This is a genomic window from Paraburkholderia sp. BL21I4N1 (assembly GCF_002973525.1).
GTDB lineage: Bacteria > Pseudomonadota > Gammaproteobacteria > Burkholderiales > Burkholderiaceae > Paraburkholderia.
The window spans coordinates 17,521-36,737 of the sequence record NZ_PVEN01000022.1 but is presented as its reverse complement, the minus strand read 5'-3'; the positions used below and the strand labels follow the sequence as shown (position 1 = coordinate 36,737).

18 protein-coding genes and 1 tRNA gene are annotated in these 19,217 nt (G+C 63.7%); 13 read left to right on the top strand and 6 right to left on the bottom strand.

What is annotated here, in order from left to right; genetic code table 11:
* The first annotated feature begins 42 nt into the window (after nucleotides 1–42).
* The 11 genes from htpX to B0G83_RS33840 all read left to right on the top strand — a co-directional run bounded on the left by htpX (nucleotide 43) and on the right by B0G83_RS33840 (nucleotide 10,446).
* Nucleotides 43–900 (top strand): zinc metalloprotease HtpX, encoded by an 858-nt coding sequence (htpX, locus tag B0G83_RS33890; RefSeq protein ID WP_105511681.1) that lies wholly within the window; start codon nucleotides 43–45, stop codon nucleotides 898–900.
* Nucleotides 901–1,076: 176 nt separating this feature from the next.
* Nucleotides 1,077–2,516 carry a 16S rRNA (cytosine(967)-C(5))-methyltransferase RsmB gene (gene rsmB / locus B0G83_RS33885; protein WP_105511680.1) on the top strand — a complete coding sequence of 480 codons (1,440 nt, stop codon included), beginning with the start codon at nucleotides 1,077–1,079 and terminating at the stop codon, nucleotides 2,514–2,516.
* A complete protein-coding gene (locus B0G83_RS33880) occupies nucleotides 2,513–3,112 on the top strand; it encodes a DUF4390 domain-containing protein (protein ID WP_105511679.1) in 600 nt (199 codons plus the stop codon). The genes rsmB and B0G83_RS33880 overlap by 4 nt, the downstream gene beginning before the upstream one ends.
* Nucleotides 3,102–5,516, top strand: a complete 2,415-nt coding sequence (locus tag B0G83_RS33875; RefSeq protein ID WP_105511678.1) for a PAS domain-containing sensor histidine kinase — start codon at nucleotides 3,102–3,104, stop codon at nucleotides 5,514–5,516. Before B0G83_RS33880 ends, B0G83_RS33875 begins: the two co-directional genes overlap by 11 nt.
* Nucleotides 5,517–6,206, top strand: coding sequence for a response regulator transcription factor EsaR (gene esaR, locus B0G83_RS33870; RefSeq protein ID WP_105511677.1), 690 nt, complete (start codon nucleotides 5,517–5,519; stop codon nucleotides 6,204–6,206).
* 96 nt (nucleotides 6,207–6,302) lie between these two features.
* A tRNA-Phe gene (locus B0G83_RS33865) sits at nucleotides 6,303–6,378 on the top strand.
* 393 nt (nucleotides 6,379–6,771) lie between these two features.
* Nucleotides 6,772–7,506, top strand: a complete 735-nt coding sequence (queC, locus tag B0G83_RS33860) for a 7-cyano-7-deazaguanine synthase QueC (protein WP_035554124.1) — start codon at nucleotides 6,772–6,774, stop codon at nucleotides 7,504–7,506.
* A gap of 106 nt (nucleotides 7,507–7,612) precedes the next feature.
* A complete protein-coding gene (gene queE, locus B0G83_RS33855) occupies nucleotides 7,613–8,245 on the top strand; it encodes a 7-carboxy-7-deazaguanine synthase (protein ID WP_105511676.1) in 633 nt (210 codons plus the stop codon).
* Between the two features lie 9 nt (nucleotides 8,246–8,254).
* The gene (queD, locus tag B0G83_RS33850; RefSeq protein WP_105511731.1) at nucleotides 8,255–8,698 is read left to right on the top strand and encodes a 6-carboxytetrahydropterin synthase QueD; all 444 of its coding nucleotides are present in this window, start codon (nucleotides 8,255–8,257) and stop codon (nucleotides 8,696–8,698) included.
* Between the two features lie 255 nt (nucleotides 8,699–8,953).
* Nucleotides 8,954–9,736: an HpcH/HpaI aldolase/citrate lyase family protein gene (locus tag B0G83_RS33845; protein ID WP_105511675.1), complete on the top strand. Its 783-nt coding sequence runs from the start codon at nucleotides 8,954–8,956 to the stop codon at nucleotides 9,734–9,736.
* Nucleotides 9,733–10,446, top strand: coding sequence for a tetratricopeptide repeat protein (locus B0G83_RS33840; protein ID WP_105511674.1), 714 nt, complete (start codon nucleotides 9,733–9,735; stop codon nucleotides 10,444–10,446). The genes B0G83_RS33845 and B0G83_RS33840 overlap by 4 nt, the downstream gene beginning before the upstream one ends.
* A 69-nt stretch (nucleotides 10,447–10,515) precedes the next feature.
* Here B0G83_RS33840 and rodA read toward each other — a convergent pair whose 3' ends face one another.
* The 6 genes from rodA to B0G83_RS38805 all read right to left on the bottom strand — a co-directional run bounded on the left by rodA (nucleotide 10,516) and on the right by B0G83_RS38805 (nucleotide 17,352).
* On the bottom strand, nucleotides 10,516–11,664 hold the full coding sequence (rodA, locus tag B0G83_RS33835; protein WP_105511673.1) for a rod shape-determining protein RodA: 1,149 nt from the start codon (nucleotides 11,662–11,664) through the stop codon (nucleotides 10,516–10,518).
* Between the two features lie 10 nt (nucleotides 11,665–11,674).
* Nucleotides 11,675–13,996 carry a penicillin-binding protein 2 gene (gene mrdA / locus B0G83_RS33830; RefSeq protein ID WP_105511672.1) on the bottom strand — a complete coding sequence of 774 codons (2,322 nt, stop codon included), beginning with the start codon at nucleotides 13,994–13,996 and terminating at the stop codon, nucleotides 11,675–11,677.
* 145 nt (nucleotides 13,997–14,141) lie between these two features.
* On the bottom strand, nucleotides 14,142–14,654 hold the full coding sequence (gene mreD / locus B0G83_RS33825) for a rod shape-determining protein MreD (protein ID WP_035554115.1): 513 nt from the start codon (nucleotides 14,652–14,654) through the stop codon (nucleotides 14,142–14,144).
* A complete protein-coding gene (mreC, locus tag B0G83_RS33820; protein WP_105511671.1) occupies nucleotides 14,651–15,763 on the bottom strand; it encodes a rod shape-determining protein MreC in 1,113 nt (370 codons plus the stop codon). Before mreC ends, mreD begins: the two co-directional genes overlap by 4 nt.
* A gap of 153 nt (nucleotides 15,764–15,916) precedes the next feature.
* The gene (locus B0G83_RS33815) at nucleotides 15,917–16,960 is read right to left on the bottom strand and encodes a rod shape-determining protein (protein ID WP_004189550.1); all 1,044 of its coding nucleotides are present in this window, start codon (nucleotides 16,958–16,960) and stop codon (nucleotides 15,917–15,919) included.
* 242 nt (nucleotides 16,961–17,202) lie between these two features.
* The gene (locus B0G83_RS38805; protein ID WP_167444582.1) at nucleotides 17,203–17,352 is read right to left on the bottom strand and encodes a hypothetical protein; all 150 of its coding nucleotides are present in this window, start codon (nucleotides 17,350–17,352) and stop codon (nucleotides 17,203–17,205) included.
* On the opposite strand from B0G83_RS38805, the gene gatC reads away from it, so the two are divergent.
* Together gatC and gatA are read left to right on the top strand one after the other, a co-directional pair.
* Nucleotides 17,351–17,650: an Asp-tRNA(Asn)/Glu-tRNA(Gln) amidotransferase subunit GatC gene (gatC, locus tag B0G83_RS33810; RefSeq protein WP_105511670.1), complete on the top strand. Its 300-nt coding sequence runs from the start codon at nucleotides 17,351–17,353 to the stop codon at nucleotides 17,648–17,650. The two genes, B0G83_RS38805 and gatC, sit on opposite strands and share 2 nt — an antisense overlap.
* Before the next feature lie 74 nt (nucleotides 17,651–17,724).
* Nucleotides 17,725–19,212, top strand: coding sequence for an Asp-tRNA(Asn)/Glu-tRNA(Gln) amidotransferase subunit GatA (gene gatA, locus B0G83_RS33805; protein WP_105511669.1), 1,488 nt, complete (start codon nucleotides 17,725–17,727; stop codon nucleotides 19,210–19,212).
* Nucleotides 19,213–19,217: the final 5 nt, after the last annotated feature.

Genomic DNA, 19,217 nt, shown 5'->3' with positions numbered 1-19,217 from the left:
GGCGCAGATATGAACCCCGCGTTAGGGCAAGGAGTAGCAAACATGTTCAATTGGGTCAAAACCGCGATGTTGATGGCCGCGATCACGGCCCTTTTCATCGTGATCGGCGGCATGATCGGTGGGTCGCGCGGCATGACGATCGCGCTCGTGATCGCGCTGGGAATGAATTTCTTTTCGTACTGGTTCTCGGACAAGATGGTGCTGCGCATGTACAACGCGCAGGAAGTCGACGAAACCAGCGCACCGCAGTTCTACCGCATGGTCCGCGAGCTCGCCACGCGCGCTAATTTGCCGATGCCGCGCGTCTACCTGATCAACGAAGACGCGCCGAACGCGTTCGCCACGGGCCGCAACCCGGAGCACGCGGCGGTTGCCGCGACCACCGGCATTCTGCGGGTGCTGTCCGAGCGCGAAATGCGTGGCGTGATGGCGCACGAACTGGCGCACGTGAAGCACCGCGACATTCTGATCTCGACGGTGTCAGCCACCATGGCGGGCGCGATTTCCGCGCTGGCGAACTTCGCGATGTTCTTCGGTGGCCGCGACGAAAACGGTCGTTCCACGAATCCGATCGCGGGCATCGCGGTGGCGCTGCTGGCGCCGATCGCCGGCGCGCTGATTCAGATGGCGATTTCGCGTGCGCGTGAATTCGAAGCGGACCGTGGCGGCGCGCAGATTTCGGGCGACCCGCAAGCGCTCGCTTCGGCGCTCGACAAGATTCATCGCTACGCAAGCGGTATTCCGTTTCCGGTCGCCGAGCAGCATCCGGCCACCGCGCAGATGATGATCATGAATCCGCTGTCGGGTGGCGGCATTGGAAAGCTGTTCTCGACACACCCGGCTACCGAAGAACGCGTGGCGCGGTTGATGGAAATGGCGCGTACCGGGCGCTTCGAATAACACTTCGCGGCGCCTATGCGCTGCGATAGAAGGCGAGTCCTCGGGCTCGCCTTTTTTATTCGAGGCCGCGGCCAAATGCCTGCGAGCGGCGCGAGCACCGGGGCGCCACGCCTCGCCACGCTACAATGTGTGCTGTTTGCGTCGCGCGTACCGTGCGGCCTGTCTTTGCCTTCTTCATGACCCCAAAGCCTTCTTCGCGTTCTGCTTCCCCATCGACGCGACCGCGCGAATCCCGTTTGTCGATGCTGCACCTCGCGCCCGAATCGCTCGCGTTCGCGCTCGACTGCGCGGGCCAGGCGGTCGGCGCGGTGCGTCACGGCGCGGCTTTGCCGGCCGCACTGCAAGCCGTCTTCGTCTCCGCGCCTGAAGGTAGTGCCGCCGCCGCTCGCGGCGCGGTGCAGGACATCGCGTATCGCACGATGCGGCGTCTCGCGACCGCCGAATGGCTGATCGCGAAGCTGGTGAAGAAAGCGCCGCCGCCGCATGTCGGCCACGTGCTGGCCTGCGCGTTCGCGCTGCTCGTGGACGACGAAGCGAGCGCCGCGTACACGCCGTTCACGGTGGTCGATCAGGCGGTCGGCGCCATTAGCGCGCGGCGTGAATTCGCGTTCGCCAAGGGGCTCGTCAACGCGGTGCTGCGCGGTTTCCTGCGTGAGCGCGAGACCTTGCTCGCCGCCGCGCAAGCCGACGAAGTGGCCCGCTGGAATTACCCGTCGTGGTGGATCGACGCGGTGAAACGCGCCTGGCCCGACGGCTGGGAGGCGGTGCTCGCCGCCGGCAATACGCAAGGCCCGCTGACACTGCGCGTGAACGCCCGTCGCTCCACGGTCGACGCCTATCTGCAAGTGCTGCAGAACCATCACATTCCGGCGAGCCAAGCCGGCGACTACGCTGTCAAGCTCGCCACGCCGATGCCGGTGGACCGCATTCCCGGTTTCAGCGAGGGCGTCGTCTCGGTGCAGGACGCCGGCGCACAACTCGCCGCGCCATTGCTCAACGTGCGCGACGGCATGCGCGTACTCGACGCCTGCGCGGCGCCCGGCGGCAAGACCGGCCATCTGCTCGAACTTGCTAATCTCCAGCTCGTCGCGCTCGAAAGCGATGCGTCGCGCGCGCGACGTATCGGCGAAAACTTGCAGCGGCTCAAGCTCGAAGCGGAAGTGCGTATCGGCGACGCCGGCACGCCCGCGCAGTGGCACGACGATCTCGACCAGCCGTTCGACCGCATTCTCGCCGACGTGCCTTGCTCGGCCTCGGGCATCGTGCGGCGTCATCCGGACATTCGCTGGCTGCGTCGCGCGTCGGATATTCCCGCACTGGTCGCGGAACAACGCCGCATTCTCGACGCGCTCTGGCCGCTCGTGAAAGCTGGCGGCGAGTTGCTTTACGTTACGTGTTCGATCTTCCCCGAAGAAGGCGAGTTGCAGGCGCAGTGGTTTGGAGACAAGTACCAGGATGCGGTACGATTGGACGCGCCGGGGCAGCTTCTCCCTTCAGTCGCCCGCGCGCCCGCCGACACCTCGGCCGGTTCCCTTGCCGGACAACTCGTTGAAGAGCGCGCCGGCGCGAACTCAGACCACGACGGATTTTTCTACGCGCGCTTTCAGAAACGGTGACCATCAAACGCTTCTTCCCGCTTCGGCTCGCTGCCGTGTTCTGGATCGCGCTGGCCGTCTGGCTTGCCGCACCGGGCGCGGTGCACGCCGACCCGATCGCGGTGCAGCGCGCTTCGCTGCAATCCGACAACACCGGCTGGAATCTCGACGCGCGTTTCGACTTCGACCTGAACAGCAATCTCGAAGACGCAGTCAATAAAGGCATTCCGCTTTACTTCACGACCGACTTCGAATTGAGCCGGCCGCGCTGGTACTGGTTCGACGAACAGCCAGTCAGCGTATCGCAAAGCATTCGCCTGTCGTTCCAGCCGCTCACGCGCGAATACCGGGTGTCGAGCGTGTCGTCGGGCGGCTTGCAGCTGGGCTTCCAGACGTTGAAAGATGCGCTCGCGGTGATCAAGCACATCACGTCGTGGCATGTGATCGACCGCAACGACGTGCATGCCGGCGAGACCTACAACGCGTCGGTGCGCATGCAACTCGACATCGCGTTGATGCCCAAGCCGTTCCAGATCGACGCGGTGAACAACCGCGACTGGAGCCTGTCATCCGAGTGGAAGCGTTTTACCTTCACGGTGACCGAACGTGCTAAATAAAGTGCGCCAAACCACCAGTGTCAGCAGCATCGTCGTGCGCGTGCTGGTGTCGACGGTCGCGGTCACGGCCGTACTGCTGCTCGTGCTGCTCGCCGCCGCGAGCGCGAACACCGAATTCTTCGACCGCTATTACCAGTGGCTGTACGCGGCCAACCTCGTGGTCGCGATGATCTTTCTGCTGGTGGTGGCGACGCTCGTCATCATCATCATCGCGCGGCTCAGAAAGGGTAAGTTCGGCACCCGGCTATTGGCCAAACTCGCGTTCTTCATGGCGTTGGTCGGCGTGGTGCCGGGCGGGATCATTTACGTCGTCTCGTATCAGTTCGTGTCGCGCAGTATCGAATCGTGGTTCGACGTGAACGTCGAAACGGCGCTAACGTCGGGCCTGAATCTCGGGCGCGGCATGCTCGACGCGTCGCTGTCCGATCTGCAGACCAAGGGCCGCCTGATGTCCGAGCAGATCGCCAGCGCGGACGCCGCCGGCACCACGCTCACGCTGCTGCGTCTGCGCGATCAGTTCGGCGTGCAGGACGCGACGATCGTCGAACCGACGCGCAGCATGTCGGGTGCGACGCCGGACATGCACGTCGTCGCACAGGCTTCGAGCAATTACGCGACGCTGGTGCCGAACGATCTGCCCACGCCGTTGATGATCGACCAGGCGCGTGGTCGCGGTTATGCGGCGATCGAAGGCGAAGTCGACGGCGACCCCAACGCACATGGCAGCAAGGGCGCTTTGCGGCTGCGCATCGTGCAGCGCATTCCCGATTCGAGTGCCGCGCTGCTGCAGCCCACCGAACGTTTCTTGCAACTCACGCAGCCGGTGTCGCCCACGCTCGCGCGCAATGCGGATGCGGTGCAGCGCGCTTATCGCGAGTATCAGGAGAAGGCGCTCGGCCGCACCGGTCTGCGCAAGATGTATATCGGCACGCTGACGCTCGCGCTGTTCCTTGCCACGTTCATCGCGATGATGCTGGCGCTGGCGCTCGGCAATCAGTTGGCGCGGCCGTTGTTCCTGCTCGCGCAGGGCACCAAGGAAGTGACCGAGGGCGACTACACGCCGAAGCGCGAAATCAAGTCGCGCGACGAACTGGGCTTCCTCACGCAGTCGTTCAACGCGATGACGCGGCAGTTGTCGGAAGCACGCGCGGCGGTCGAGAACAATCGTATCGCGCTCGAACATTCCAAGGCGTATCTGGAAAGCATTCTCGCGAACCTGACCGCCGGCGTGTTCGTGTTCGACCGGCAGTTCAGGCTCACCACCGCGAATCGCGGCGCCGAGCGGATTTTCCGTCAGCCGTTCCAGGCGACCATGGGTTCCGCGCTCGATCAGATCGGTGTGTTAAGCGAATTCGGCGGCATGGTGCGCAAGGCGTTCGCCGATCGCGAAGCCGCTAGCGGCGACGGTCACGACGATCGCGGCCATTGGCAGCAGCAGTTTTCGATTCAGGTGCCGGGCGAAACCGAGCCGTTGACCTTGCTGGTGCGCGGCGCGCGGCTCGTTTCCGCCACCGACCGCGACGCCGAAGACATGCAGACCTCCGGCTACGTGGTCGTGTTCGACGATATCTCCGACGTGATCTCCGCGCAGCGTTCGATCGCATGGGGTGAGGTCGCGCGGCGCCTCGCGCACGAGATCAAGAATCCGCTCACGCCGATCCAGCTCTCCGCCGAGCGTCTGCAAATGAAACTGGCCGACAAGTTGTCGCCGTCGGATGCGGATGTGTTGAAGCGCGGCGCGACCACGATCGTCAATCAGGTCGCCGCGATGAAGCAGATGGTCGACAATTTCCGCGACTACGCGCGTACGCCGCCGGCGGTACTCGCGCATTTGCAACTGAACGAACTGGTCAGCGAAGTGCTGACGCTGTACGGTATCGAAGAAGGCAAGGGCGCGATCCAGGTGGAGCTCGCCGCGTTGCCGGCAATCCGCGGCGACGCGACGCAATTGCGCCAGGTGATTCACAACCTGCTGCAGAACGCGCAGGATGCGGTAGCCGAGCTCGAGCATCCGCGTGTCCTGCTCGAAACGAGGACAGTAGAATACGGAGACCCCGACGCGGAAGGCAAAGTCCGCGTCGCGGTGCGGTTGACCGTGTCGGATAACGGACCGGGCTTCTCCGCGCGTATCCTCACGCGTGCATTCGAACCTTACGTGACGACCAAGGCCAAAGGTACGGGTCTGGGTCTTGCGATGGTCAAGAAGATCGTCGACGAACACGGCGCGCGCATCGACATTCGCAATCGCATGAAAGCGGGCGACGTGATCGAAGGCGCGCAGATATCGATCCTCTTCCTTCAGTTGGCAGACGATGCCGCGGCGCCCGGAGCGGGGCCGCGTCCGGCGCACGGTGGTGCGTCGCAGGGAAAGACAAAAGCAACAGTGCAGACAAGGGCAGCGTAAATGGCAACCATCCTGGTGGTAGATGATGAAATGGGCATCCGGGAATTGCTCTCGGAGATCCTGAGCGACGAAGGGCATGTCGTGGAGGCGGCGGAAAACGCGCAGGAAGCGCGCGAATTCCGTTTGCGTCAGGCGCCGGATCTGGTGCTGCTCGACATCTGGATGCCCGACACCGACGGCGTGACCTTGCTCAAGGAATGGGCCGCGCAAGGTCAGTTGACCATGCCGGTAATCATGATGTCCGGCCACGCCACGATCGATACCGCGGTCGAAGCGACCAAGATCGGCGCACTCAATTTTCTCGAGAAGCCGATCGCGTTGCAGAAGCTGCTGAAGGCGGTCGAGCAGGGCCTCGCGCGCGGCAACGCGGCGGGTGCGCCGGGCGGCGCGGCGGCCAAACCAGTGCTGCCGGTCAGTGCGTCGGCGGTGGCATCGGCGGCCGCATTGCCGATGCTCTCCACCGACGGCATGGGCAGCGGCGCGCTGGCTGCGCAAACCGCCTCGATCTCGTTCGACATTCCGCTGCGCGACGCACGCGATGCGTTCGAACGCGCGTACTTCGAGTATCACCTCGCGCGCGAGAACGGCAGCATGACGCGCGTCGCGGAGAAGACCGGGCTCGAACGTACGCACCTGTATCGCAAGCTCAAGCAGCTTGGCGTCGATCTCGGCAAGAACAAAGGCGAATGAATCCCGTGCGCGGCGCGATGAACGTGATCCGTGTAGATTTTTTCGAGAAGGGGCTTGCCCTGCTGCTGACCCTTTGATATTATTTCGTTCTTCGTTGGCCCGGTAGCTCAGTTGGTAGAGCAGCGGATTGAAAATCCGCGTGTCGATGGTTCGATTCCGTCCCAGGCCACCAGGATTCAGCCCCAGGAAATCGCAAGATTCCTGGGGCTTTTCCTTTTCTGACGGGCACTCGTTGCTTCGGCTTGCCGCCCCGATCCAAGGGCAGGTGCGCGGCGAGGTTTGGCATCGCGTGATAAAATCGCGCCAGTTCAAGGACTTGCACGATCAGTGTGTCGCGTGGATCGCGGCCTGATTGCCGCGCGGTCGAGCCGCCAGCGCAAGGCCGACACCCGCCGAATCCTTCGCCCGACGATTAACGGTATAAGCGCCCAGCGACTCTGCATGCGGAAGGCGCCGCCTATACTGCTTTGGGCCGGCAGCAGTGCCGGCACGCGTCGCGCCGCGTTGCTTGCATGGCGCACCTCGCGCAGCGCGACGTGGCACTCATCATTCACGGAGTTTCACGGTGATCCGCAAAGACGCTAAACGTAGCGCTCTGGTGCTGTTTTCCGGCGGCCAGGATTCCGCCACGTGCCTTGCCTGGGCACTCGAACGCTACGACACGGTCGAGACGCTCGGCTTCGATTACGGCCAGCGGCATCGCGTCGAGCTCGAATGCCGGGAAGGATTTCGCGACGCTGTCATGCGCGCATTTCCGGCATGGGCCGACCGCCTCGGCGACGATCACATGATCGACCTGTCGGTGCTCGGTTCGATTAGCGATACCGCCATGACGCGCGAGATCGAGATCGAAGCCACGGCCAACGGTTTGCCGAACACGTTCGTGCCGGGCCGCAATCTGATGTTCATGACGATCGCGGCCGCCATTGCGTATCGGCGCGGTTTGCAGGTGCTGGTGGGCGGCATGTGCGAGACGGATTTCTCGGGCTATCCCGATTGCCGCGACGACACGATGAAGGCGTTGCAGGTCGCGTTGAACCTCGGCATGGACACGCGCTTCCTGCTCGAAACGCCGTTGATGTGGCTCGATAAGGCCGACACGTGGCGCCTCGCGCATGAGCTGGGCGGCGACGAACTGGTTGAACTGGTGCGCGTCGAAACGCATACCTGCTACGTCGGCGAACGTTCTGAATTGCATGCGTGGGGTTTCGGCTGCGGCGAGTGTCCGGCGTGCCGTCTGCGCAAGCGCGGGTATGAAGCGTACCTGTCCGGCGAGAAGGTTACGGAGCCGCCGGTTTGAACCGTTTATGCTGATAGTTTGATGATCGGCGCGTCGGCATCACGGCGCGCCAGCGCAACACCGCAATTCAGGCAACTATTTTCAGGAACAGAAAGGCAGAAGCAGCATGACGTACGCGGTCAAGGAAATCTTCTACACATTGCAAGGCGAGGGCGCGAATGCCGGGCGTCCGGCCGTGTTCTGCCGCTTCGCCGGCTGCAATCTGTGGTCGGGTCGCGAGGAAGATCGTGCTGACGCGGTGTGCCGCTTCTGCGATACCGATTTCGTCGGCACCGACGGCGAGAACGGCGGCAAGTACCGCACGCCCGAGGAACTGGTGCGGATGATCGCGTCGCAATGGCCGGAAGGCGAAGGCGAGCGTTTCGTGGTGTGCACGGGCGGCGAACCGATGCTGCAGATCGATCCGCCGCTGGTCGACGCGCTGCATGCCGCCGGCTTCGAAATTGCCATTGAAACCAACGGTTCGCTGCCGGTGCTCGAAACGATCGACTGGATCTGTGTGAGCCCGAAGGCCGACGCGCCGCTCGTCGTGACCAAGGGTAACGAACTGAAGGTCGTGATTCCGCAGGACAACCAGCGTTTGTCCGAGTACGCGAAGCTCGATTTCGAGTATTTCCTCGTCCAGCCGATGGACGGTCCGTCGCGCGATCTCAACACGAAGCTCGCGATCGACTGGTGCAAACGCCATCCGCAATGGCGCCTGTCGATGCAGACCCACAAGTATCTGAACATTCCCTGATTTGCCGTGCTGACGATTACACGAAAACTCGAATTCGACGCGGGTCACCGCATCCCCGATCACCGCAGCCAGTGCCGCAATCTGCACGGCCATCGTTATGTGCTCGAAATCACGCTGCAAGGCGATCTGGTCGACACCGAAGGCGCGCCCGATCGCGGCATGGTGATGGACTTCGCCGACGTGAAGTCGCTCGCCAACGAGCATCTCGTCGACAAGTGGGACCACGCGTTCCTGGTGTTCGAAGGCGACACGCAAGTGCGCGGCTTTCTGGAAACCATGGCCGGTCATAAGACCGTGGTGCTCGACCGTATTCCCACGGTCGAAAATCTCGCCGCCGTCGCGTTTAACATCCTTGCGAACGTCTACGACGCGCACTACGGCGTGAACCTGCGCCTGCACAAGCTGCGTCTGTACGAGACGCCGAATTGCTGGGCCGACGTGGTCCGCGACTGATCGCGCCAGGGCGCGTGCGGCACCGAAGCTTGGCTGCCAGAGACACGTCCTAACCCTCCCGTTATTGTCACGGTATGATCGCTCCGATAACCACACGGAGCGAGACATGCCGGTCACCGCATTGCGTCGCAACAGGCTTGCAGGCCATCCGCGCCTGAACGCAAGCCCTGGTCTTTCTCTGGCCCACACGGCCAGGATGCCGTCCCGCGTTTCCGGCGAGGTGCCCGATCACCGTCAGCGCCACGGAGCACGGCGATGAGCACCTTCACCAATCCCCTCAAGCAACGTCTGAAGGAAACCGATCCGCTGTTCGGCTTATGGCTGTCGCTCGGTAGCGACGCCGCGGCCGAAGCGCTCGCGCACGCCGGTTACGACTGGCTGCTGATCGACATGGAACATTCGCCGAACGATAGCGGCGACGTCGCGTCGCAATTGCGCGCGATCGCCGCGGCGCATCTGCCGAGCGAACCGGTTGTGCGGGTGCCCGCCAGCGAGGCGTGGCTCGTCAAGCGCGTGCTGGATGCCGGCGCGCGCACGTTGATGTTCCCGAATATCGAATCCGCCGAAGAGGCCGCGCACGCCGTGCGTCTCACGCAATATCCGACCGCCGACGCGCTCGACGGTCAACGCGGCGTCGCCGGTGTGGTGCGCGCGGCGGGCTACGGCATGCGTCGCGATTACGTGCAGACGGCCAACGCGCAGATCGCGACCATCGTGCAGATCGAATCGGCGCGCGGCCTGGCGGAAGTGGAAAAGATCGCGGCGACGCCGGGCGTCGATTGTCTGTTCGTCGGACCGGCGGATCTGGCCGCGAGCCTCGGTCATCTCGGCGATTCGAAGCATGCCGACGTGCAGGCGGCGATGGCGCGTATCGTCAGCGCCGCCGACAAAGCCGGCATTGCGACCGGTATTTTCTCCATGGACGTCGCGAGTGCGAAGCAGCATCGCGATGCGGGTTTTCGATTTATCGCTCTGGCCGCCGACGTCATCTGGATGTTGCGCGCGACTCGCCAGGCGCTGCAGGAGGTGAGGTCATGAAGGGGAAGGTGCAAGGCGTCGTCGTGAAATGGGCAGTGAGCGCGGCGTTGATCATGAGTGGCGCGCTAAGCGTGACCGCCCATGCGGCGGACGGCGCCGTGAAGTCGAGTGATCCGGCGACGCAGACCGCAGTCGCCGATTACAACGCGGGCAATTTCGGCGCGGCGCTGACCGAATTCCGCAAGGCCGCGGAGCGCGGCAGCCGGCTCGCCGAGTTCAACTACGCGATGATGCTGCTCAACGGCGAAGGCACCACGGCCAATGTCGATGAAGGCAAGAAATGGCTGCGCAAAGCCGCCGACGCCAACATGTCGCACGCGCAATACGTGTACGGCAAGATGTACGACGATGGCGAGTTCGTCGGACGCGATCCGGTCGAAGCGCATCGCTGGTTCCTGAAAGCGGCGCAGCAGGGACACGTGCAGGCGGAGTTGGCGCTGGCTAACCAGTTCCTCGACGGACGCGGCACCGAGCGCGATAACAAGCAGGCGTTCGTCTGGTACAAGAAGGCGGCGCAAGGCGGCGACATGACCGCGCAATACGTGGCCGGTTCGTTCTACGAGCGCGGCGGCGACGGCGTGGAGAAGAATCTGAACGTGGCGCGCGCGTATTACGCGGCGGCGGCGGCGCAGGGCGATCCGGCGGCGCGGCTCAAGTATCAGCAGCTCAGCGCGCAGTTGCGGGATCAGAAAGAAGTGAAGCCGCAGTAAAAACTGCGGCGGTAAAAGCAGAAGGGGCGCACCGACGGTGCGCCCCTTCTGCTTTATCAATCCGCGTCGCTAACTCTGCATCAAGCGTTTTTGCCGCGCGATGCTCATGATGAGTCCGATCGCGACCCCCAGTGTAGTCAGCGCAGTGCCGCCGTAACTCATGAACGGCAGCGGCACGCCAACCACCGGCAAGATGCCGCTCACCATACCAATGTTGACGAACGCGTAGGTAAAGAACGCCATGGTCAGCGAGCCCGCCAGCAATCGCCCGAACAGCGTCGCGCCATTGGCCGCGATATACAGCCCGCGCGCGATCAGCAACATATAAAGCGTGAGCAGCACGACGCCGCCCGCCAGACCGAACTCCTCCGAAAACACCGCGAAGATAAAGTCGGTGTGCTTCTCGGGAATGAACTCCAGATGCGCCTGTGTGCCCTTCAGCCAGCCTTTGCCGAGCGGACCGCCGGAGCCGATCGCAATCACGGCCTGGATCGTGTGGAAGCCCTTGCCGAGCGGATCGGACGTCGGGTCGAGCAGCGTACAGATACGGTGCTTCTGATAATCGTGCATCAGCGGCCATTGCACCTCGGGCTGACAGATCTTGTCCTGGAACGTCGCAATCGCGGCGACCGCGATCACGCCCGCTACCAGCACCGGCACGATCAGCTTGAAACTCAGGCCCGCGAAATAAATCACGAAGAAACCGGCCGCGAACACCAGCACGGCGGTGCCGAGGTCGGGCTGCTTGGCGATCAGACCGACTGGCACCAGCAGGATCACGAAGCCGACCAGGTAGTCGTACCAGCGCATCACGCCTTCGCGGCGCTGGTAGTACCACGCGAGCATCAGCGGCGTCGCGATCTTGAGAATTTCCGACGGCTGGATCACCACGCCGACGTTGATCCAGCGCTTCGCGCCCTTGCGCGTGAGACCGAACATCGCGACCGCGACCAGTAACGCGATCCCGAACGTGTAGAGCGGAACCGCGAAGCGCAGCAGCGTGGTGGGCGGCACATTGGCGAGCGCCCACATCAGCACGAACGTCAGCAGGATGTTGCGCAACTGGTCTTCCACGCGGCCGGGGACGTCCAGGCTCGCGCTGTACAGCGTCACGATGCCGACGCACAACAGCAGGAACACGATCAACGCGAGCGGGCGGTCGAAGCCCGCGAACATCTGCTTGATGCGGTCGAGCCAGGCGCGCTTGTCGAATTGCATGCCTTTCTCCTTACTCGTCGATGCCGCCGGCAACCGGCTGGCGTGGCGACGTGGCTTCAATGCCGTCATCCCGCGATGGCGCGGCGGCGGTCGGCGCCGGCTCGCTGGCGGGGCGGGGCTTATGCGGGGCGCCAGGCTTACGCGGCGCCGGATTTTTTGTGGTGGCGAACGTAGCGGCTGAAGCCCCCTTGGCGGCCGCAGCCGCGCCCGAAGCACCGACAGTAGGCGCTGACGCCGCTGCCGCAGCGGACGCCGCCTGAGCCGCCGAAGCCGCAGCGGCCGCCGAAGCCGCACCGGGAATCGGCAACGCCGTAAAGCCCGCAGCGATCTTGACCGGCTGCACGGCAGTTTCCTCGGAAGCCGGTGCGCCGCCCACTACCGGCGCGGACGCATCCTGCGTCGCCGACGCCGCCGCGGCAATTGCCGCCGCCTGAGCGCCCGGCTTGTTCTTGCCGACGAGGTAGTAATCGAGCACCTTGCGCGCGATCGGACCTGCCGATTCCGCGCCCCAGCCACCGTTTTCGACGATCAGCGCGAGCGCGATCTTGGGGTTGTCGACCGGCGCGAAAGCGATGAACAGCGCGTGATCGCGCAGATGCTCGGCGATCGCATGACCCTTGTAGTTCGCGCCTTGCAGCGAGTAGACCTGGGCCGTGCCGGTCTTGCCGGCCGCCTGATACTGCGCGCCGATAAACAGTTTCGATGCCGTACCGTTGGTGACCACTTCGGCCATCGCATGCTTGATGAAGTCGATGTCCGCCTGCTTGACGGCGATCTTGTCGCTCGGATCGCGCACCACCGGACGGGTCTCTTTAGTGATCGGATTTTCGATGTCGCGCACGAGGTGCGGCTTCATCACGACGCCGTTGTTCGCGAGCGTCGCCGTGGCATGCGCGAGTTGCAGAATGGTGAACGAGTTGTAGCCCTGACCGATGCCGAGACTGATCGTTTCGCCTTCATACCAGCGTTGCTGCTCGGGCTTGCGGTACGCCTTGCGCTTCCAGTCCGTGGAAGGCAGGATGCCGCGCGCTTCGCCGGAAATATCGATGCCGGTGATCTGGCCGAAGCCCCACGGCTTCATGAAGTTGGCGATGTTGTTGACGCCGAGGTCGTGCGCGAGCATGTAGAAATACGTGTCGTTGGATACGACGATCGCCCGGTTCATGTCGACCCAGCCCTGGCCCGAGCGCACGTCGTTGCGGAATGTGTGGCCGCCGAACGTGTACGAACCCGGATCCTGGAAGCCCCAGCCCGTCGTGCGCTTATGCAGCGTCAGCGCGGCGAGCGCCATGAACGGTTTATAGGTCGAACCCGGCGGATAGGTGCCGTGCAGCGGACGGTTCAGCAGCGGGTGATCCGGCGAGTTGTTCAGGTCGTCCCAGGTCTGCTGGTCGATACCGTCGACGAAGGAATTCGGATCGAAGCTCGGCGCCGACACGAACGCGAGCACGTCGCCGGTGGCTGGTTCGATCGCGACCAGCGCGCCGCGGCGACCCGCGAACGCCTGCTCGGCAACCTGCTGCAAGCCGATATCCAGCGACAGTTCGAGGTTGTTGCCGGGCGTGGCCTGCGTGCGCGACAAGGTGCGCACCGGCCGGCCGCCGGCGGTTACTTCCACTTCTTCGAACCCGGTCTGGCCGTGCAACTCGGTCTCATAGCTCTGCTCGACGCCGATCTTGCCGATGTAGTCGGTACCCTTGTAGTTGTTCGCGTCCAGACGCGGATCGTAGTGGTCCGGATCGCTGTCGTTCTGGTCGCTGGCGTCGTCGATCCGATCCTGGTCGCGCTGCGAAATCCGCCCGATGTAGCCGATCACGTGCGCCGCGGTCGGCCCGAGCGGATATTGGCGGAACAGCCGCGCGCGCACTTCCACGCCAGGGAAGCGGAATCGCTGTGCGGTGAAGCGCGCGACTTCGTCGTCGGTCAGGCGGGTGCGGATCGGCAGGCTTTCGAAGTTCTTCGAATCTTCCTGAAGCTTCTTGAAGCGGCGGCGGTCGCGGGCGTCGATCGAGACGACCGTGGCCAGGTTGTCGATCACGTTTTCGATCGAGTCGTTGAGCTTCGACGGCGTCAGTTCGAGCGTGTAGGCCGAGTAGTTCTTGGCCAGCACCACGCCGTTCCGATCGGTGATGATGCCGCGGTTCGGCACGATCGGCGCGACGGAAATGCGGTTTTCATCGGCCTGCAGTGAGTATTTGCTGTAGTGCCAGACCTGCAGGAACAGGAAGCGGAAGCCGATCAGCCCGAAGCAGACGAACACGAACAGGCCCGCCGCCGCGACGCGCAGGCGGAACTTCGAGAGCTGTTGCTGGGTGTCCTTGAATTCGGTCATGCGATTCTGCAAAAGGCCGGGTGACGGCCATCATGAGTGTGCGCCTAATCCGGCCGGAACCGGGAGGCATGAACAGCGATGCGCGTCGAGCGGGCCGGCGGCGGGACTCCATTCCAGTGGAACCGCCGGCAGGCTCGAAGTATGGTCAAATCGGCCGGGTATCGTCCGGATCGGCCGGGCGGCGCTGCGGCATCAGCAGCAGCATGCTGGCGATCGGCCACAGCGCGGCTTCGACAAAACCGTCGATCAGATAGCCCCAGCCCGGAAACGCCGCGCCCGTCAGCAGACGGATCACGAACGGCACCAGTTGCGCGACCACCAGCAGCGGCATGACCGCGAAGGTCTGCACGCCGAGCGACATCCACAGCACCCGGCGGTGGATCGTAATCGCGCCGTACGACAACAACGTATACGCCAGCGCGTGCTCGCCGAGCAGGCTGGCGTTATGCACGTCCATCAGCAAACCGAGGAAAAACGCGATGCCCATGCCGACTTTGCGCGGCTGGTGCACGTTCCAGAACAGCAGTACGAGCGCGACGAAATCCGGCACGCCGATGAGGCGTCCCCACGGCATCAGGTTCAGCAGAAACGCCGCGGCGAGGCTGAAGGAGATGAAGTACGGATTGACCGGCTGCAGAATGTATTGCGGACGGTTCATGGCTGCGCCCCCGGCGTGGCTTGCGGCTTCGCGTTTTTGTCAGCGGCCGGCTTTTTCTCCGCCGAGGATTTTTTCTCCGTGGTGGTGGGTTTGGCCGGCGCTTTCTCTGGCGATTTGGCAGCGGTGGGTTTGTCCGCCGTAGCTTTGTCACCTGGTTTGGCCGGCGCGTTCTTGTCCGCTGCGGCCTTGCCGTCCGCCGGCTTGCTGCCTTTCCTGGCCTTCGCGTCTTTGGCGATGGTGGCCGCATCAGGTTCTTCAGCCGGACGCGGCGGCACGTTGTTCAGGTAGTGCAGCACCAGCAGTTGCCGCGCGCCACGCACCGGCGCGATCGGCAGGCAGATCACGCGTGCGAACGCCGTATCGGCCTGCTTGTCGACGCGTACCACCTTGGCAACCGGCAGCCCCGGCGGATACGTGCCGTCGAGTCCGCTGGTGACGAGTTCGTCGCCGGTTTGCACGTCGGCGCTGATCGGCACGAAGCGCAGGTCGAGCGTGTCGCCCTTCGGCGTGCCGTAGATCACGCTACGCAAACCCGTGCGCACGATCTGCACCGGCACGGCCTGATCCTTGTCGGTAAGCAGCGTCACTTCGGCTTGCAACGGGAACACGCGCGTGACCTGACCGATCACGCCGTCTTCATTGACGACCGGCGAACCGTTCTGAATGCCTTGCTGCGCGCCACGGCCGATCACCACTTTCTGCGTGAACGGGTCGCGCGTGTCGTACTGGATTTCAGCGGGCAGCGATTCGGTGGCCGAGCGTTGCGACAGTTGCAACAGCGCGCGCAAATGAGCGTTTTCGGCAGCCAGTCCGGCGGCGGTATTGGCTTGCTGGGAGAGTTGCAGATCTTTGGTGCGGAGCTTGTCGTTCTCGCTGCGCAACGTGGCGCTGGTCACGGCCAGGTCGGCTGCGCCCATAAAGACGTCACGCGGCACGAGCGCTGCGCGTTGCAACGGATAAAGACCCGCGCCGAGCACGCCGCGAACGATTTCGAGCGTTTTGAAGCGTGCGTCGGAGATCAGCAGGGCCAGCGCCAGCACGACGAAAAACACCAGTCGGGCGAGGGCGGACGGGCCTTGCTTGAACAGGGGCGGCGGACTGTATTCCATGGTCGGCGCCGGGGGCGTGAGCGGTTGGGTGAGACGGCGGCGCGCGAGGAACGCGCGTTCAGCGCGCGGAGGCTGGGTGGCCCAGCCAATGGCAAACCGGCCCGCAAGGGGCCGTGTGCCAGATCCGCGCTACTGACATGGAGACGAGCTCGCTTACTCGTACGAGAAGATGCTGCCCAGCTTGTCCATGCGTTCGAGCGCCATGCCCGAGCCGCGTACAACGCAGGTCAGCGGGTCTTCGGCGACGAGCACCGGCAGGCCGGTTTCTTCGGCGAGCAGGCGGTCCAGGTCGCGCAGCAGTGCGCCACCGCCCGTGAGCATCATGCCGCGTTCGGCGATGTCCGCGCCGAGTTCCGGCGGGGTTTGTTCCAGTGCGATCTTCACCGACGACACGATCTGGTTCAGCGGATCGGTGAGGGCTTCGAGAATTTCGTTGCTGGAGATGGTGAAGCTGCGCGGAATGCCTTCCGACAGATTGCGGCCCTTCACTTCCATTTCCTTGACTTCGGAACCCGGGAAGGCGGAGCCGATTTCCTTCTTGATCGCTTCAGCGGTTTGCTCGCCGATCAGCATGCCGTAGTTGCGGCGGATGTAGTTGACGATGGCTTCGTCGAACTTGTCGCCACCGACGCGCACCGAGCCTTTGTACACGATGCCGCCCAGCGAGATCACGCCGACTTCGGTCGTGCCGCCGCCAATGTCGACGACCATCGAACCGGTCGCTTCCGACACCGGCAGGCCGGCGCCGATCGCGGCGGCCATGGGTTCTTCGATCAGATAGACCTGCGAAGCGCCGGCGCCGTGCGCCGCTTCTTTAATCGCGCGACGCTCGACCTGGGTCGAACCGCACGGCACGCAGATGATGATGCGCGGCGACGGCGAGAACATACGCGATTCGTGAGCGGTCTTGATGAACTGCTTGATCATCTGCTCGGTGACCGTGAAATCGGCGATCACGCCGTCTTTCATGGGGCGGATCGCCTCGATGTTGCCCGGCACCTTGCCAAGCATCTGCTTGGCTTCCTTGCCGACTGCCTGAATAGTTTTCTTACCGTTAGGACCGCCTTCCTGGCGGATTGAAACCACCGACGGTTCGTCGAGAACGATACCCTTGCCACGCATGTAGATGAGCGTGTTGGCAGTGCCAAGGTCAATCGCCAGATCGTTGGAGAAGTAGCTGCGCAGAAAACCGAACATTCAAAATCCTGTCTCGCTTGGGGCCGGGCCTCGCAACGTATGCGTAGGGCGGCAGCGGAAAAAATAACAGCTTCAACCGGGCGGAAGCGGTGCAACAAGCGGCGCCACAGGAACTTGAAGCTGCGAGGGAGTCTACCGGAGGCCGTTGCAAAGCCAGGTTGGAAATCCGAACGATCTTGTGGGAATTGTTCGAAAGGCCTTGGTAAGTCGGTCCGGGTTTGGGTCGAACGCGTAATGATACCTTATAATTTTGGATGTTTTGAAGGAAACGGACGGCACTTTTTGCCGCCGCTGACCCCTTTTTCGAGGTCTTCCTCCAGCGTCGTAACCCGCTGTCGCAGCATTGTTTTTTCCTTGCGGCGGCGTTCCACCACATTTTCCGGTGACTGCATGGCTCTGACCCTGACCGATGTTAAACGCATCGCGCACCTCGCGCGGCTCGAACTGGCTGATGCCGACGCTGAGCACACGCTCGTCCAGCTCAATGATTTTTTCGGCCTCGTCGAGCAGATGCAGGCGGTCGATACCACCGGCATCGCGCCGCTTGCCCATCCGATCGAACAGATCGAAGACGTCGCGCTGCGTCTGCGTAACGACGCGGTGACCGAAACGGTCGAACGCGAAGCTTTCCAGCGCCCCGCGCCGGCGGTGCAAGACGGCTTGTACCTCGTGCCGAAGGTAATCGAGTAAGACTCGCTCAAGCGGGCTCGAATGCCTCCACGGCAGCGTGACCTGCGCTGCCGCGCTCTTCAGGATAAAACGCAATGCATGAAAAAAGTCTGACCGAACTGCGTGCCGCCCTGGCGGCCAAGGAATGCTCCGCAGTCGAACTGGCGCAGTTGTATCTGAAGCGGATCGACGCGGCCAATAGCCTGAACGCGTTCATCCAGGTCGATCCCGATCTGACGCTCGCGCAGGCAAAAGCCGCCGACGCGTTGCTGCACACCGGCCACGCCGGCCCGTTGGTCGGTGTGCCGATCGCCCATAAAGACGTGTTCGTGACCCGGGGCTGGCGCTCCACGGCCGGCTCGAAGATGTTGTCGAACTACGAAAGCCCGTTCGACGCGACCGTGGTCGCGCGTTTGCAGAACGCCGGCATGGTGTGCGTGGGCAAGACCAATATGGACGAGTTCGCGATGGGCTCGTCCAACGAGAATTCGTACTTTGGTCCCGTGCAGAATCCGTGGGATGTTAAGGCCGTGCCCGGCGGTTCGTCGGGCGGGTCGGCGGCGGCTGTCGCTGCGCGTCTCGCGCCCGCCGCAACCGGCACGGACACGGGCGGCTCGATTCGTCAGCCGGCGTCGTTCTCCGGCATTACCGGCATCAAGCCGACGTACGGCCGCGTGTCGCGTTACGGCATGATCGCGTTCGCGTCGTCGCTGGATCAGGGCGGCCCGATGGCGCGTAGCGCCGCAGATTGCGCGACGCTGCTCAACGCCATGGCGGGCTTCGACGAGTGCGATTCGACCAGCCTCGTGCGCGACGACGAAGACTACACGCGCTACCTCGGCCAGCCGTGGCAACAGGATAGCGCCGCCAGGCCGCTCGCCGGTTTGCGCATCGGCCTGCCGAAGGAATATTTCGGCGCCGGTCTGGCCGACGACGTGCGCGCCTCGATCGACGCCGCGTTGAAGCAATACGAAGCGCTCGGCGCCACGCTGGTGGAAGTCTCGCTGCCGAAAACCGAGCTGTCGATCCCGGTCTATTACGTGATCGCGCCGGCGGAAGCCTCGTCGAACCTGTCGCGTTTCGACGGCGTGCGCTTCGGCCATCGCGCCGCGGAGTATCGCGATCTGCTCGACATGTACAAGAAGTCGCGTGCCGAAGGTTTCGGCCCGGAAGTGAAGCGCCGCATTCTGGTCGGCGCGTACGTGCTGTCGCACGGTTACTACGACGCGTACTACCTGCAGGCGCAAAAGATTCGCCGCATCATCGCGCAAGACTTCCAGGAAGCCTTCAAGCAGTGCGACGTGATCATGGGACCGGTCGCGCCGTCGGTGGCATGGGACCTCGGCGCGAAGGGCGACGATCCGGTGCAGATGTATCTGGCCGACATCTACACGCTGTCGGTGAGCCTCGCCGGTTTGCCGGGCATGAGCGTGCCGTGCGGTTTCGGCGCGGGCGCGAACGCCCAGCGTCCGGTGGGTTTGCAGATCATCGGCAACTATTTCAATGAAGCCCGGATGCTGCAGGTGGCCGACGCGTTCCAACGCGCGACCGACTGGCATCGTCAAGCACCGGCAGGAGTGTGAGCACC